Consider the following 17,016-nt stretch of genomic DNA (forward strand, 5'->3'; position numbering starts at 1 on the left):
GTAATATGATAAAGTGAGACAGAACATAGAAGCACCATCTTACATAGTAGTACGTGAATTAATATCACTAACAACGTTTATCTCCTACGATAAACTATAACCTTTTATAAGGTGAAATCAAATGATGGGATTCTGGGAGTCATAATTAGTGAATGTATTTTCAAAATGGATGGGACATGTAACTGAAATAGGTGCCACTCGGCAATGGAGTGGCACCTATTTATCTTTGATTTGATGAATTGATCCGATTAATTAAAGCAAGCACGATTTGCTAACTAGACTGCATTCCTTTTAAAAATACAATCTATTTAGGGAATTCAATATAACTACAATAGTTAGAGCCTGTATATAGGGTCTGAGCTGCAATCTTGTATTTGGATGTGGAAGCCCAAGGTTCTTTCACATTGGAATGTACATGGTAAGCAGGAAAATTAGAAGAAGATACTTCTGCTCGAATAAAAGAACCTTTTTGCAGTTCCCACGCTGTTGGCCACATCTCTATAATGACCTGTACAGGTTGGTTGGGTGTATAATCCACGGGTTGATCAATGTTATTCCGATATCTCAGAGAAGTTATGCCATCGACGATATTAAAACTTTGACCATCCGGAAATACCTCGCAGATCTTCACACTAAAAGCCGTATCCTCCGCATCTGTACTAACCTCTAAGCACACTTTAATACCGCCTGTTATTTGTGTATTTTCATCCAGTACAGCAGAGTCAAACCTCAGGACATCTTGGCGATCAGAAAAGTCAGGTTGGGCCAAACTACCATGTGGTGCACCCTTAAACGAAGGCATGATCCATGCGAGTAAGGCACTTCCTCCATGGGTAGGTACGGGGGAGGAAGGATCGTATACATACTTCACTGTTGACGGTTGCGATGGCTTGTCGGTTAGTTGCTGTTCAGGATTATTTGAAAAGTACAAACGCCAGGTTGTATCCTGATCCGTTATGGACTGACGTTCTTCCCACCGAGAAGCTCCAATACGATAAAAGGAAATTGGGCTGAATGTGCCAGGGTTCCCTTTTAAATGTATATCAAACCATTCCAAGGCCGCTTTTATTCGAAAAGCTCCCAGAAGGTTAGCATCAGGATACGTTCGTTCACCTGGTGAATTCCCGACATGATCCCAAGGGCCGACTACAAATCTGCTTTTACGTTTTACGTGATCTTGAAGCAGGTTGTAGCCTTTGAAGGCTCCCTCCAGATGATGGTCAAACCATCCCTCTACCATAAACACTGGAATATTGATCTTGGCAGGAATATTTAACAGCTCTGCCCATATTCCATCCTGCCAGTATTTTGATTCACGGCTCGTCTCTGAAATATAGCTTTGGTAGAAGGGAAGGGTACGGCCCAAAAGTTTCTCGTCTGCTTGGTTATGAGGCAGAATGCTGAGAGAGTCTTGATACAGCTCGCCTGCATCGGTCGTCGTTTCAACCCCGGAATTCGCAAACGCCCAGGACGTATATATGTCATGCCGAAACATACCGTTCATATACATCTGTCCGTAGCGATCCACTCCAAAAAGATCTAGAAATACGGTTTTGACTTCTTTAGGAAACGAATCAGCGATAATCCAGGTTGTAAATGAACAGTACGATTGGCCGAAGAGTGCAATGTTTCCATTTTGGAAAGATTGCTGGACTAGCCATTCCAATGTATCAATGCCATCTTCACGTTCATTCACAAAGGGAGACCACTCCCCTTCGGAAAGTCCTGTTCCTCTACAGGATTGAATAACTAGAACATAACCATGCCTGACGAATTGTGTATAGGTTGCTTCAAGCAAGTCTTGGTTATTGGGATAGGGATTACGTACGAGAATGCATGGCCAAGAATCACCTTGATTAGGCCGGTAAATCCTAGTATGAAGCTGAACGCCATCTCGCATCGAAACCATGGCTTCACTCATACCGTGGATTTCATATTTGCAAGGTGGGTTTTCCTGTTCGATCGTTTTAGTTAAACCTTCCCATTGGGGATTTACTTGGAATGATCTCATTTTTTTACACCTTCTAACGAATTTATTATGTGGTCATTCTTTTTCTGAATTGAATAGCAAATGCAAGGCAAAGGAAACCAATTGTATACGCTACCACGTTCAAAATCAATGAGGCTGAGTAGGAATGGGTTTGATCAAACATCGATCCATGTATATATACAGAAACAGCATTGGCAAATGCACCGAACATGAGAATAATAGAAAGGATTTGACTATAGTCTTTCGTTCCGAAAGATCCGCGAATCAATAGAGGGATTGCAGTAAGTACGATGGCTTGTCCCATCCCGCTCAGAAATCCAGAACCATTCAAAAAGACTACATTGTTGAATACGCCTGTACTATACCATCCAGAAGCTCCAAGGAGCGTGAAAATAAGTAGTACGATGACGGGTTTAACATGATCCAACATAAAGCCCATAAGCAGTTTACCAATGGCGGCTCCAATAAGCAGGGCGGACATCACACTTGCACCTACTTGTAAACTGAAGTTTAAGCTTTGAATAAGTGCCGGTACATGTTGTGCCAGAGAGCCAGCTGCCTGAAAACAGATAATAGCTATGATAAAGCTGTAAAAGATAGGTGTGCGGGATGCCTCTTTTATCGACAGACCGTTCGCTTCCACATTGTTGACTGCTTGATTTGATTCTGCTGCTGTATGGTTCGTTTCTGCACCATAAGGAAGCAAACCGTTTTCAGGTTTGAATTTCATCAGAAGGGCAGTCGGTAAAAGCACGACAAGACATATAATGCCTACGATGATATAAGTTGTTCTCCATCCGTGTTCAAGAATTAAATGACTGATTATAGGATTAAAGAACGAGCCTCCGACAGCGGTCAGCGCACCTGTAATTCCAAACAAAATCCCCAGCTTTTTCTCGAACCAGTTACCTAGCAAAATGGGGATGGAGATGACAATGGAGATACTCTGCATGACTCCCAAGACAACTTTGATCCCGTAGAAAGGAGTGACGCTTTGAATGAATGAACATGCTATAAAACAAAGGCCGGTTATTCCGAAAGACAGACTGAGCAGCAGTTTGGTATTGACCTTTTTAAACACTGTACCAGCAAATAATAAAGAAACTGCACCGGCAATCCCGCCAAAGGTTGCGTTGAGAGCGATTTCAGCACGCGTCAAATTTAAATCTGTGCTCATCCCTCCCCAGAATAAACCGGCTGTATTGATTGTTAATCCGAAACCAACGAAGGATATAATACAGCATCCCAAAAAAATGACCCAAGCATAGTGAATTTTCATATTGTCCCCCCTGATGTGTACACACCCCTATCATTCCACTATATGGAATGGCATTCAACTTAATGAGTGGAATTGAATTATCATTCCGTATAATGGAATGGTGTTCTTGAATGTGGAATGGGTGTGTTGTATGATTGGAATAGTAGCATACGCTTACATTATAATCAAGATAAAGATTAACGATGAAAGGTGCCTTATTAATGACCAATAAATCTAACGTAACTTTGAAAACATTAACCATTATGAAGGCTTTCATTGATGGACAAGCGGTATGGGGAGTCAATGATCTTGCACGATATCTGGAAAGTCCACCTAGTTCCATACACCGTATTTTAAAGACATTAAAAGAAGAGAACATTTTACAGACTATCCCCGAAACGAATAAGTACACGATTGGGAATGAGTGGGTACGACTTTCATCATTTATTAGTGCTAATTTTGGATTGAAATCCGTAGCTGAACCTTACCTTAAGACCTTGTCGCATGAAGTGGGACAGTCCGTGTATTTGGCACAATATCAAGAGCAGTATCAGAAGCTATCATTCATTTTAGGTATTCATAGTTCCAACATTCTTCAGTATCGCCTGGAGCTCGGAGTGCTTCAACCCATTCATATTGGAGCCAGCGGGAAAGCAATTTTAGCATTTTTAACAGATGAACAAATTAAGGAAGTGTTAAATCAGGAAAGTGTGCCATTAGATGAAGCAAAGCAAATTATGGTGGAGATCGAGAGGATCAGAAGTGAAGGATACTCCTATACGTTCAGTGAACGTAAAAATGAGTCGATCGGATTCGGTGCTCCTATCTTTGATGCCGCGCACAATGTAGTCGGAAGCATTATTTTCGCAATCCCTTTGAGCCTGTATAAAGAGGAAGAGAAGAGTGTTATGATCGACAAAATTTTAGAGACATCCAAAGAAATTTCATATCATCTTGGACAAGTAAGATAAAAAAGTAGATGGTCTATCAGATTGCCAAGAAACTGAACATTCCAATGCATACAATCTGGCGTGCATGTTAATTATAACCTTTAATAATGAAGTTATGTCATCCGAGGAATATGGACTTCATTTGGAAAGGAGCATGCGACGTGCCTGATTGGTTAGAGGTTATTATACGAACGATTTCTGCGGTAACTATGCTGTTTCTCATTACGAAGATTTTAGGTAAGCGGCAGATCTCTGAACTCTCCTTGTTTGAATATATAACGGGTATCACGCTCGGGAACCTGGTAGGTTACATCTCTTTGGATACCGACACAAGCTGGTATTTGGGCTTTCTTGCTGTGCTGGTGTGGGTTTCTTTCTCGGCAGGTGCAGAGTATCTAACGATGAAAAGTAAAAAGTTCCGAGATATTGTGGATGGAAAATCAACGATCCTTGTTGAAAATGGAGCTGTTATTCAGAAAAATCTGAAAAAGGAACGACTGACGATTGATGAGTTTTTGGAACAGCTTCGTAAGAAAGATGTTTTTCGGGTGGCCGATGTGGAATTTGCGGTAATGGAACAGAGCGGAGATATCAGTGTGTTATTAAAAAAGGAATATCAACCGCTCACCGCAGACATGCTGGGGTATCGTCTTGCTTCGGAAAAAGAACCGCGAACGATCATTATGGATGGTCGCATTCTACCTGAAACTTTAAATTCTGCTGCAGTGAGTGAGGATTGGGTCAAAAAAGAACTGCGTAAGCTAGATCTGACCTTAAGCCAAGTTTCGATCGGTCAGGTGGATAGTAAAGGAGAACTGACCGTGCAGACCGGAACGGAGGCTTTGCCCAAACCAGCCAAATCAAATCCAAATGATCAGATCAAAGACCTGGTACAACGATTGCAGGACGATTTAATTATGAGAAAACAACTTGCAGCGAATGACAAAGATCGTCTTAAATATCAGGAGGCGTTAGATCAATTTCAAACGGCAATGCATGCTTATCAAAAAACGAATCCGTCGTGAAAAGGTACATAACAAAACCATTTGAAACCCTGGCTAAAGCCAGGGCTTTTTTTATAAACTATAGTAATCTATGAATATTTGGAAAATTTCCTGGAACGAACTTCACATTAGAACGTAATATAGAAGGTGAAAGTGATCTCGTTGATCTTTGTCTACATCAAAAGTGTAGAAATTAGAAGAAGAAGGGAAATACATAATATATGAAGCAATGGAAACACGTACTCTTATCTCTTACCGTCTCAGTAGGATTGCTCGCATCAGCAGTTCCGGCAATGGCTGCTCCGCAAGACACGGCTGTTAAAATCGATAATAAAGCTGTTACATACACTGCGGGTGCACCAATTGTTGAAAAAGGAACGACTCTCGTTCCACTCCGTACAACGCTGGATGCACTTGATGCCAAACTGGCGGGTACAACCGATGACAGTATCACAGCAATCGTCAATGGCAAGACCATAACGCTGAAAAGCAAACTTGTTCGCATCAATGGTGTTACTTACGCACCAATTCGTATCGTTGGCGATGCCGCAGGGTATGAGGTTCGTTGGGATAAGGCTACAAGAACTGTGTTGCTCGTATCCAAGGGTGACGGCACGGTTGAAACCGCTCAAAACGGTGGACGCGGCTTCATGTGGGAAGTGCAGAATAACGGAAATACCGTATATCTGGTAGGGTCGATGCATGTAGCAGACAAAAGTTTTTACCCATTGCGTCCTGAATTTGAAGAGGCGTTTGCTGAAGCTGACTATCTTGGTGTAGAAATAGATCTGAGTAAAGCGGCAGACGAAGAACAACAGAAGCTGGTGTTAAGTATGGGTTCATATCAGGATGGCACAACGTTGAAGGATCATATTTCCAGTGAGACATACAGCAAGCTTGGTGATATTTTGAAGAAAAAGGGGTTAGAGCCTAATGCGCTGGATGCATTTAAGCCTTGGGTGGTGGAAACTACGCTGGGAAGTCTGAAGATGTCATCAGTTGGACTGGAAGCAACGTCCGGTGTAGATTTGTATTTTATTCAAAAAGCGATTGAGCGTAAAATCCCTGTCATTGAACTTGAATCCTACCAGTCTCAATTAGGAATGTTCGATAATTTCTCAAAAGAATTACAGGAAAAAACATTGCGTTCCACAATCGATAACTTCGATGTACTGGACAATTCCGCGAATCAGATGGCTGAGATGTGGAAAACAGGTAATGACGAGCAATTGCTGGAGTTGACCAACACCTTCTCCGATGATGAAGAGTATAACAAAGCGATGTTGATAGACCGCAATATCGGTATGGCCGACAAGATCGATGGTTACCTGAAAAACGGCAAAGGCGAAGAGTACTTTATCGTAGTTGGAGCAGCACACTATTTAGGGGATCACGGGGTTGTGAAGTTGCTAGAGGATAAAGGATATAAGGTAGAGCGCAAGTAAGGTGAAAACAGTTAGGTAAGGTATCTAATGGTTTATTCTTTATGGTTCATCTTAGTTGTTTCAATAAAAGGAATGCACGTAGTAGCCCTTTCAGACGCTTAGTTTGAAAGGGTTTCTTTCTATGAATAGGCGTCTTTATTATCTAATGATAATTGGTCGGTTACAGTTGGTGGAGAGTGAGGGTGGTGATAGACTGTGCTAATCTTTAGCTTGATATTCATTTGGATAAAAGTGGATAAATAAATTTAATAAATAAAACTTTACAAGTGGAGTCGATACGTGGTATATTCTTATTCCGGCCAAGAAAACACAGCTTACACGGTGCGGCAAGCCATTGAAACAAGCTTCGAAAGAAACTTGAAAAAAAGAGCTTGCAAAGTTGGTTCGGACATGGTATTATATAAGAGTTGCTGAAACGAACTGGTTTCGGTAGCGAGGTCAAGTTTGATCTTTGAAAACTGAACAACGAGTGAGTATGGATCTTGCTTGCAAGATCAAAAATGAGATTTTTTAATCTCGTCAGATTCAAAATGAGCTTATCGCTCTTTTCAATACCCCGATGAGTTACACAGCGTTTAACGACGCTGACGAAATTCATCTTTATTGGAGAGTTTGATCCTGGCTCAGGACGAACGCTGGCGGCATGCCTAATACATGCAAGTCGAGCGGACTTGAAGAGAAGCTTGCTTCTCTGATGGTTAGCGGCGGACGGGTGAGTAACACGTAGGCAACCTGCCCTCAAGCTTGGGACAACTACCGGAAACGGTAGCTAATACCGAATACTTGTTTTCTTCGCCTGAAGAGAACTGGAAAGACGGAGCAATCTGTCACTTGGGGATGGGCCTGCGGCGCATTAGCTAGTTGGTGAGGTAACGGCTCACCAAGGCGACGATGCGTAGCCGACCTGAGAGGGTGATCGGCCACACTGGGACTGAGACACGGCCCAGACTCCTACGGGAGGCAGCAGTAGGGAATCTTCCGCAATGGGCGAAAGCCTGACGGAGCAATGCCGCGTGAGTGATGAAGGTTTTCGGATCGTAAAGCTCTGTTGCCAGGGAAGAACGCTTGAGAGAGTAACTGCTCTCAAGGTGACGGTACCTGAGAAGAAAGCCCCGGCTAACTACGTGCCAGCAGCCGCGGTAATACGTAGGGGGCAAGCGTTGTCCGGAATTATTGGGCGTAAAGCGCGCGCAGGCGGTCATGTAAGTCTGGTGTTTAATCCCGGGGCTCAACCCCGGATCGCACTGGAAACTGTGTGACTTGAGTGCAGAAGAGGAGAGTGGAATTCCACGTGTAGCGGTGAAATGCGTAGAGATGTGGAGGAACACCAGTGGCGAAGGCGACTCTCTGGGCTGTAACTGACGCTGAGGCGCGAAAGCGTGGGGAGCAAACAGGATTAGATACCCTGGTAGTCCACGCCGTAAACGATGAGTGCTAGGTGTTAGGGGTTTCGATACCCTTGGTGCCGAAGTTAACACATTAAGCACTCCGCCTGGGGAGTACGGTCGCAAGACTGAAACTCAAAGGAATTGACGGGGACCCGCACAAGCAGTGGAGTATGTGGTTTAATTCGAAGCAACGCGAAGAACCTTACCAGGTCTTGACATCCAACTAACGAGGCAGAGATGCGTTAGGTGCCCTTCGGGGAAAGTTGAGACAGGTGGTGCATGGTTGTCGTCAGCTCGTGTCGTGAGATGTTGGGTTAAGTCCCGCAACGAGCGCAACCCTTATATTTAGTTGCCAGCACTTCGGGTGGGCACTCTAGATAGACTGCCGGTGACAAACCGGAGGAAGGTGGGGATGACGTCAAATCATCATGCCCCTTATGACCTGGGCTACACACGTACTACAATGGCCGGTACAACGGGCTGCGAAATCGCGAGATGGAGCCAATCCCAACAAAGCCGGTCTCAGTTCGGATTGCAGGCTGCAACTCGCCTGCATGAAGTCGGAATTGCTAGTAATCGCGGATCAGCATGCCGCGGTGAATACGTTCCCGGGTCTTGTACACACCGCCCGTCACACCACGAGAGTTTATAACACCCGAAGTCGGTGGGGTAACCGCAAGGAGCCAGCCGCCGAAGGTGGGATAGATGATTGGGGTGAAGTCGTAACAAGGTAGCCGTATCGGAAGGTGCGGCTGGATCACCTCCTTTCTATGGAGAATCGTCTTCTGCAATGAAGACATTCAAAACTAAAATCTAGCCAGGTCGGCTAGTTACTCACTCGTTGCTCAGTTTTGAGAGCTCAAACTCTCAAAACTTCTCGTTTGTTCGACCGACACATCCGTGAACGGCCCGAAACCAAACGATTTGTTCTTTGAAAACTAGATATCGAAACGAAACAAACGCGAATTAGAACATTCCTTTAAGCTGATCTTGTGTAAACAAGTGAAGTGTTTTATAAGGTAGATTGCTGGAGCGAGTGATCGAAATGGAACGACTTTTGGCTTTGCGCAAGCAAACCAAGGGAAGTGACAGCTCGAACACGAGCGCAATGGTTAAGCTACTAAGAGCACACGGAGGATGCCTAGGCGCTAGGAGCCGATGAAGGACGTGGCGAACAACGAAACTGCCTCGGGGAGCTGTAAGCAAGCTTTGATCCGGGGATGTCCGAATGGGGAAACCCAGCTGGGGTAATTTCCAGTTACTCATAACTGAATACATAGGTTATGTAGAGGCATACCAGGGGAACTGAAACATCTAAGTACCCTGAGGAAGAGAAAACAATAGTGATTCCGTCAGTAGCGGCGAGCGAACGCGGAGAAGCCCAAACCAAGGAGCTTGCTCTTTGGGGTTGTGGGACGTCTCACATGGAGTTACAAAGGAACCGGTTAAGCGAAGAGGTCTGGAAAGGCCCGCCAAAGAAGGTAAAAGCCCTGTAATTGAAAGTCTGTTCCCTCCGAGACGGATCCCGAGTAGTGCGGGGCACGTGAAACCCCGTATGAATCCGGCAGGACCATCTGCCAAGGCTAAATACTTCCTAGCGACCGATAGTGAAGCAGTACCGTGAGGGAAAGGTGAAAAGCACCCCGGAAGGGGAGTGAAATAGAACCTGAAACCGTGTGCTTACAAAAAGTCAGAGCCCGTTTTAGGGGTGATGGCGTGCCTTTTGTAGAATGAACCGGCGAGTTACGTTCCCGTGCAAGGTTAAGGTGAAGAGCCGGAGCCGCAGCGAAAGCGAGTCTGAATAGGGCGACTATAGTACGTGGACGTAGACCCGAAACCGGGTGATCTACCCCTGTCCAGGGTGAAGGTGCGGTAACACGCACTGGAGGCCCGAACCCACGCATGTTGAAAAATGCGGGGATGAGGTGGGGGTAGCGGAGAAATTCCAATCGAACTCGGAGATAGCTGGTTCTCCCCGAAATAGCTTTAGGGCTAGCCTCGGAAAACAGAGTCGTGGAGGTAGAGCACTGATTGGGTGCGGGGCCCGCAAGGGTTACCAAGCTCAGTCAAACTCCGAATGCCATAGACTTACTTCCGGGAGTCAGACAGTGAGTGCTAAGATCCATTGTCAAAAGGGAAACAGCCCAGACCATCAGCTAAGGTCCCCAAGTGTGTGTTAAGTGGGAAAGGATGTGGAGTTGCACAGACAACCAGGATGTTGGCTTAGAAGCAGCCACCATTGAAAGAGTGCGTAATAGCTCACTGGTCGAGTGACTCTGCGCCGAAAATGTAACGGGGCTAAACACACCACCGAAGCTATGGCTTGATGCTTGCATCAGGGGTAGGGGAGCGTTGTATAAGGGTTGAAGGTGTACCGTAAGGAGCGCTGGACATTATACAAGTGAGAATGCCGGTATGAGTAACGAAAAGATCAGTGAGAATCTGATCCGCCGAAAGCCTAAGGGTTCCTGAGGAAGGCTCGTCCGCTCAGGGTAAGTCGGGACCTAAGGCGAGGCCGAAAGGCGTAGTCGAAGGACAACAGGTCGAAATTCCTGTACCACCGTAAATCGTTACGAGCGATGGGGGGACGCAGTAGGGTAGTGACGCAGGCTGATGGATGCCTGTCCAAGCAGTAAGGCTGGTTAGTAGGCAAATCCGCTAACCGTAAGGCTGAGCTGTGATGGGGAGTGAAAATTACAGTAGCGAAGGTCATGATCTCACACTGCCAAGAAAAGCCTCTAGCCAGATGAAGGTGCCCGTACCGCAAACCGACACAGGTAGGCGAGAAGAGAATTCTAAGGCGCGCGGAAGAACTCTCGTTAAGGAACTCGGCAAAATGACCCCGTAACTTCGGGAGAAGGGGTGCCCCGGTAGTGTGAATAGCACGAGGGGGCCGCAGTGAAAAGGCCCAAGCGACTGTTTAGCAAAAACACAGGTCTGTGCGAAGCCGTAAGGCGAAGTATACGGGCTGACGCCTGCCCGGTGCTGGAAGGTTAAGGGGAGTGGTTAGGGAGTAATCCCGAAGCTGTGAACCGAAGCCCCAGTAAACGGCGGCCGTAACTATAACGGTCCTAAGGTAGCGAAATTCCTTGTCAGGTAAATTCTGACCCGCACGAATGGCGTAACGACTTGGGCGCTGTCTCAACGAGAGATCCGGTGAAATTTTAATACCTGTGAAGATGCAGGTTACCCGCGACAAGACGGAAAGACCCCATGGAGCTTTACTGCAGCTTGATATTGAATTTGGGTACGATCTGTACAGGATAGGTGGGAGCCTTTGAAGCGTGAGCGCCAGCTTGCGTGGAGGCACCGTTGGGATACCACCCTGATCGTATCTAGGTTCTAACCTGGTACCGTAAACCGGTGCGGGGACAGTGTCAGGTGGGCAGTTTGACTGGGGCGGTCGCCTCCTAAAGAGTAACGGAGGCGCCCAAAGGTTCCCTCAGAATGGTTGGAAATCATTCGAAGAGTGCAAAGGCATAAGGGAGCTTGACTGCGAGACCTACAAGTCGAGCAGGGACGAAAGTCGGGCTTAGTGATCCGGTGGTACCGCATGGAAGGGCCATCGCTCAACGGATAAAAGCTACCCTGGGGATAACAGGCTTATCTCCCCCAAGAGTCCACATCGACGGGGAGGTTTGGCACCTCGATGTCGGCTCATCGCATCCTGGGGCTGAAGTAGGTCCCAAGGGTTGGGCTGTTCGCCCATTAAAGCGGTACGCGAGCTGGGTTCAGAACGTCGTGAGACAGTTCGGTCCCTATCTGTCGTGGGCGTAGGAAATTTGAGAGGAGCTGTCCTTAGTACGAGAGGACCGGGATGGACGTACCGCTGGTGTACCAGTTGTTCCGCCAGGAGCACCGCTGGGTAGCTATGTACGGACGGGATAAGCGCTGAAAGCATCTAAGCGTGAAGCCCCCCTCAAGATGAGATTTCCCAGTATGTAAGACCCCTTGAAGACGACGAGGTAGATAGGCTGGGGGTGGAAGTGCAGCAATGCATGGAGCTGACCAGTACTAATCGGTCGAGGGCTTATCCAATAGCAAGTTTTAAATCGCGTGCGTTTCGTTTCGAATCTAGTTTTCAGAGAACAACACTCTGAATGGTGAAATGAAAATCGGTACATCACGGAATGTGTGTATGATTTTCAATTCCAAAATGGATATGGAAGAAGCTATGCTTCGACCAATCGCGTTTGGTGGCGATGGCGGAGGGGTTCCACACGTACCCATCCCGAACACGACCGTTAAGCCCTCTAGCGCCGATGGTACTTGGACCGCAGGGTCCTGGGAGAGTAGGACGCCGCCAAGCAAAGCAAAGACACACTTGATGAAAATCAGGTGTGTCTTTTTTGTGTCTTGCACAGAATGGTACTGAGCCCCTGACCCTGGCGTTCTCTTTTGGAGAACTACGCCGGGGTTAGGGGCCAGTGTTTAATATCGTGACGGTGGGGTGAAAATACAGCGAACGTTATGTTTGTTTTTAAACCATAATATTTATTTTGCCTGTAACAGATTGAGCCGCTCGGTCAAGGAGCGTTTGCGATAATAGAGTGCTATCGTGATTAGAACAATCATTTCAGATAAAGGTACAGCCAGCCATACCCCAGTAACACCCAGGAACGAAGGGAGAATAGCAATCAAAGCAATCATGATAATCATCTCGCGTGCGGCTGTAATCCAGATCGCCATTTTAGCGTTACCCATGGACTGGAAGTACGTGCTCATGACAAAGTTTACTCCCATGAATACATAAGCAATGGTGAAAATACGCAAACCGTAGACGGCGTTATCAGTTACACTGCTACTGAAGTTACCAAAGATTTGCACAAAATAAGGTGCTCCAACTTGAACGATGAGAAGCAGAACCACACCGCAGGTTAAGGCTGTTTTGACGGCAATACGAATCGTTTCCTGCACTTGTTCTGCTCGCTGTGCACCATGATAATAACTGATTAGGGGCTGCGCAGCAGAAGCCAGACCAAGGAATGCCATTAAGACAACCCCGTGGATGTAATTTAAAACCGTAAACGAGGCAACACCATCCGTACCTCCAATCCGTTCCGTTGAGATGTTATGTGAGACCGAAAAGACGGACATACCGAGTTCAGCCAGGAAGCTGGGAAAGCCAATAAGTGCGATCATGCAAAGCAATTTGGTACTCCATGTGAACCTTGTGAACGTAAGATTATTGGACTTTTTGAAAAAATGACTGAACAGCACGAGCAGTGCCAAAGCGGCTGAAACAATCGTGCCAAGTGCAACCCCGCGTACTCCCCACTCCAGCACATATAACGTAATATAATTGATGACAATGTTAGCTACAGCAAAGGTAATCTGGGCATACATTGAGGTGTTTGGACCGCCATCGTTGCGAACAAAAACGGATAAAGCATTTTCGATCGTAAAAACAAACCCGAAAAGTAACATGATATTCATATAGTCGGATGCGAAGGGAAAAGTATCTGCATTTGCACCCAATGCATATACGAGTTTATCTTTGAATGTGAAGGCCGTGTAACCAATAACCACTGTGACCAGCGAAATGAGAATAATGGATTTGGTAAACACTTCTTTGGCCTTCTGATTTTCTTTCCTGCCCATATGATTAGAGTATAACGTAGCTCCGCCCATGCCGATCCATAGAGACATTGCCACGAACAGGGTGTAGACAGGGGAAGCGATGCCGATGCCTGCCATAGCGGTTGACCCCAGTTTATGCCCAACCATAATGCCGTCGATAATAAAGTTAAATGCGATGACCAGCATCCCCAGAACAGAGGGCACCAGATAGCTGATAAAAGCTTTGCCTACCGTTTGCCTCTCAAGTGGATGTGTCCAATTTGTACTCATAATGACCTCCGTTAGTAAGTTTAAAAAGTTTATACCTATATATTATACTGAACGTTCGTTCTGTATAATAACACGAGTACAATTCAAATGGCAACTTTTCCGAAATTCATACCGTTTATTTGATAGAGTATGAGAGAAGACCGGGGAGGGAGGTAAGATCACATGAAACAAAATAAATACGATGATAAGGCATTTTTTCAGAATTATAGTAAGATGGCTCGCTCCGTTGAAGGGTTAGATGCAGCTGGGGAATGGCATGAATTACAAACCTTATTACCCGATTTAAAGGATAAGCGAGTACTTGATTTGGGTTGCGGTTTTGGCTGGCATTGCCGATATGCGCGTGAACAACAGGCGAGTTCTGTCATCGGTGTAGACTTATCCGAAAATATGCTGCGGCGTGCGCGTGAACTGACGAATGATCTACAGATTGAGTATCGGCAGACGGCCATCGAAGATATTCATTTTGACCAGAATCAGTTCGATGTGGTTATTAGCTCGCTTGCTCTGCATTACATTAAACATTTGCATGACGTGTATCGTAAAATCAATCATTGTCTAGTCACAGGTGGAACGTTCATTCTATCTGTTGAACATCCGATATTCACCGCTCGTGCGGAGCAAGATTGGCATTATGATGCTCAAGGGGAGAAACTGCATTGGCCTGTGGATCATTATCATGAGCAAGGACAGCGGATCGCAAACTTTTTGGATCATGATGTGGTGAAGTATCATCGGACGATGGCTACACATCTGAATGAATTGATTGGTGCGGGGTTCATCATTCAACAAGTGGCAGAATCCAAACCTTCTTTGGAGATGATGGAGCAGGTCCCAGGGATGTCTGATGAGAATCGAAGACCGATGTTTCTGATGATTGTAGCAATGAAGAAATAATGATGAATCTTATATGTACATTATTCAGCGTTTTACGATGGCGTGTTCAGTGTATCTGGACATGCTGTTTTTTGTTTTTTTGCTAAAGTATAAAGAATATTGTGTAAATTAGGGAACCGGATGACATTCCGTTTAGTCGTATTAAGTGAGGTGAACATTCGTTGGACTATTCGTTTCTGGCAGAGGCCGAGACCATCAACAATGACACACTTGCCAGCCTGATGCATGATTACGGCAATGATGTGTGGAATTATGTTTATTTTTTAACTAGAAATACGGAGCAAGCAGATGATTTGTCACAGGAAGTGTTTGTCCGGGCATACACAGGAATCGCGAACTATCGGGGAGATTGCTCGATCAAAACATGGCTTCTAACAATTACGAGGAACACAACGTTTACATACCGAAAGTCGAGGTTTTTCCGAAGCAGCTTATGGGGAGAAACGTTGTCGTTAGAGTCAGATCAAGGAGATCAATCCGGATCAAGAAAAACGATGCGAGAACGATCAGCTTATCCATCTGCCGAGATAGAAGTGATTCGTAAAGTACATATCAATGAAATTTGGGATATCGTGCTGGCACTACCGGAGAAGTTTCGGGAGATCCTTCTGTTGCATCTGAGGTATGAACTTACAACGGTGGAGATCGCAGATATGTTACGAATTAGCCAAGGAACCGTGAAATCACGGCTATTCCGGGCTAAGGATAAGGTTCGAAAGCAGTGGGAGGAGAGAAGCGAATGAAACATGAGGATGATCAATGGGAAAAGGAAATCCGTAAAGGGCCGTTTGCAACGTCTCCTTTTACTGAAGATCACAAGCGTAAGGTGCTACAGCAGGTGCAGCGGATACGAACGGTAAGCAGTAAGGAAGAGGAAATGAGTGAAATGAGCCCTTTAGAGTCGTCATTGGAGCGATCTGGTTCACACTTTGATTTATCCAGGAGATACACAGATCCAGACACAAATACAGTTAATAATAGAGCTAAAGCTAAAGATATATCTAAAGATACATTCAAAGTTGGTCCAGGTCATCAACGTCATAGAAAAAGTCGTAGAGGCATTCTCGTTGCAGGGTTAAGTGCACTGGTTATCGCAGGTGGGCTATTTATGTGGAATTGGCACGACGGGCAACTCGCAAAACCGTTGATGGAGCAGATGAATCCGGCTTCAGCTTTGTTGTTTACAGATCACGTGAATGTCGATATCCTTACCGATCAGATGAAAAAGAATGTTGCGATGACGATGAGAGATGATCTGGGCAAACAGCTACGCATTACCAAAGTACAAGATCTGCCTGTGTCTGGAAGAATATACGTCGAAGCGGGCCAGGAGAAAGGAGCAGATTACGCCCAAATTTGGCTGGATGCCAAGACGGGTAATCTTCGTGAAGTGCAGATGAGAGCGGAGATGCAGCCAAGTAAGCTGGAACATCGGTATTTGCGTCAGGTACCATCAATTCTGGAGAGTACTGGCATAATACCGACACTTCAACCTGTGAAAGTTAGAAGATCCGTTGGAATGAAACAAGGGGAAACGGAGCCGACGAGTTACACTATATTAGATTTAGCCGATGGTGACAGTTACGGAGAGATTATTTGGCGGCAGGATCAAGCAATCTCCATTACAGGTGAGTTAAGACCAGACCAGATATCCCAAACTGAAGTGGCAAAGGCGAAAAGGGCGATTGAAGTGTTCTCAGGTAAAGCTAACTTTAACCTAGATGATGCTAGTCGAATTAAAGATGATGAAATTGGTGAAGATTCAACTTTTTTCTCATTTAGTGATAATTATTTTGTAAAAATAACAGAAGCCAAAAACGGATCGAGATATATGGTGGGAGATTCAAATGATTATGGTTATCCCCAAATAAACAGTCCGGAACAGATGGAGGCTTACCAGGATCAGTTATTAAATATGGATGAGAATCTTCTTAGAGAGCGGGTTGGGCCATTTGTGAAAAATATTTTCAATGTAGATCTTGACGACTACAGGCTCCACCGAGATGCTGAAAAAATAGATACAGTTACATTTGAGCGCGGTGCAAAAGATGCTTTTGAGGTTCGGTACAAAGAAGATGGGCGTATCACAATGATCACTAAGGTAGAACGCAAGATTTTAATTAAGTATTTTAAGTAATTAAGCAATTTAGTAATGTAATCTATCCTTACTTTTAGGAACCAGGGTACAATAAGGTACGTACTTTTCAATCTGAAGCATAACATCTAAACTGATA

Annotated in this window: 9 protein-coding genes and 3 rRNA genes; 9 read left to right on the plus strand and 3 right to left on the minus strand. The window is 45.3% G+C overall.

The annotated features are described in order from the left end of the window. Positions 1-304: 304 nt before the first annotated feature. Both MHI38_RS19365 and MHI38_RS19370 read right to left on the minus strand, forming a co-directional pair. Positions 305-2,011 (minus strand): CocE/NonD family hydrolase, encoded by a 1,707-nt coding sequence (locus MHI38_RS19365; RefSeq protein ID WP_154892202.1) that lies wholly within the window; start codon positions 2,009-2,011, stop codon positions 305-307. 25 nt (positions 2,012-2,036) lie between these two features. After that, complete coding sequence (locus MHI38_RS19370; protein WP_341181541.1) at positions 2,037-3,269, minus strand: MFS transporter; 1,233 nt, start codon at positions 3,267-3,269, stop codon at positions 2,037-2,039. Positions 3,270-3,469: 200 nt separating this feature from the next. Here MHI38_RS19370 and MHI38_RS19375 point away from each other — a divergent pair, with 200 nt between their 5' ends. From MHI38_RS19375 to rrf, 6 genes are all read left to right on the plus strand, one after another. Further along, a complete protein-coding gene (locus tag MHI38_RS19375) occupies positions 3,470-4,219 on the plus strand; it encodes an IclR family transcriptional regulator (protein WP_341181542.1) in 750 nt (249 codons plus the stop codon). Between the two features lie 140 nt (positions 4,220-4,359). After that, the gene (locus tag MHI38_RS19380) at positions 4,360-5,223 is read left to right on the plus strand and encodes a DUF421 domain-containing protein (protein WP_253497710.1); all 864 of its coding nucleotides are present in this window, start codon (positions 4,360-4,362) and stop codon (positions 5,221-5,223) included. 200 nt (positions 5,224-5,423) lie between these two features. Next, positions 5,424-6,647, plus strand: a complete 1,224-nt coding sequence (locus MHI38_RS19385) for a TraB/GumN family protein (RefSeq protein WP_341181543.1) — start codon at positions 5,424-5,426, stop codon at positions 6,645-6,647. Positions 6,648-7,247: 600 nt separating this feature from the next. Continuing rightward, positions 7,248-8,803: ribosomal RNA gene (locus MHI38_RS19390) — 16S ribosomal RNA — on the plus strand. A 342-nt stretch (positions 8,804-9,145) separates the two neighbouring features. Next, positions 9,146-12,073, plus strand: a 23S ribosomal RNA gene (locus MHI38_RS19395). Between the two features lie 154 nt (positions 12,074-12,227). Continuing rightward, a 5S ribosomal RNA gene (gene rrf / locus MHI38_RS19400) occupies positions 12,228-12,344 on the plus strand. Together the 16S, 23S and 5S rRNA genes form the textbook arrangement of a ribosomal RNA operon. 185 nt (positions 12,345-12,529) lie before the next feature. Here the strand turns inward: rrf and MHI38_RS19405 are convergent. Beyond that, the gene (locus tag MHI38_RS19405; RefSeq protein ID WP_154892167.1) at positions 12,530-13,885 is read right to left on the minus strand and encodes an MATE family efflux transporter; all 1,356 of its coding nucleotides are present in this window, start codon (positions 13,883-13,885) and stop codon (positions 12,530-12,532) included. A 162-nt stretch (positions 13,886-14,047) separates the two neighbouring features. On the opposite strand from MHI38_RS19405, the gene MHI38_RS19410 reads away from it, so the two are divergent. The 3 genes from MHI38_RS19410 to MHI38_RS19420 all read left to right on the plus strand — a co-directional run bounded on the left by MHI38_RS19410 (position 14,048) and on the right by MHI38_RS19420 (position 16,919). Next, the gene (locus MHI38_RS19410) at positions 14,048-14,782 is read left to right on the plus strand and encodes a class I SAM-dependent methyltransferase (RefSeq protein WP_154892168.1); all 735 of its coding nucleotides are present in this window, start codon (positions 14,048-14,050) and stop codon (positions 14,780-14,782) included. Between the two features lie 161 nt (positions 14,783-14,943). Next, positions 14,944-15,525 (plus strand): RNA polymerase sigma factor, encoded by a 582-nt coding sequence (locus MHI38_RS19415; RefSeq protein ID WP_341181544.1) that lies wholly within the window; start codon positions 14,944-14,946, stop codon positions 15,523-15,525. Next, complete coding sequence (locus MHI38_RS19420) at positions 15,522-16,919, plus strand: hypothetical protein (protein ID WP_341181545.1); 1,398 nt, start codon at positions 15,522-15,524, stop codon at positions 16,917-16,919. Before MHI38_RS19415 ends, MHI38_RS19420 begins: the two co-directional genes overlap by 4 nt. The last annotated feature ends 97 nt before the right edge of the window (positions 16,920-17,016 follow it).

The sequence above is a fragment of the Paenibacillus sp. FSL K6-1558 genome, assembly GCF_038002565.1.
Classification (GTDB): Bacteria; Bacillota; Bacilli; order Paenibacillales; family Paenibacillaceae; genus Paenibacillus; species Paenibacillus polysaccharolyticus.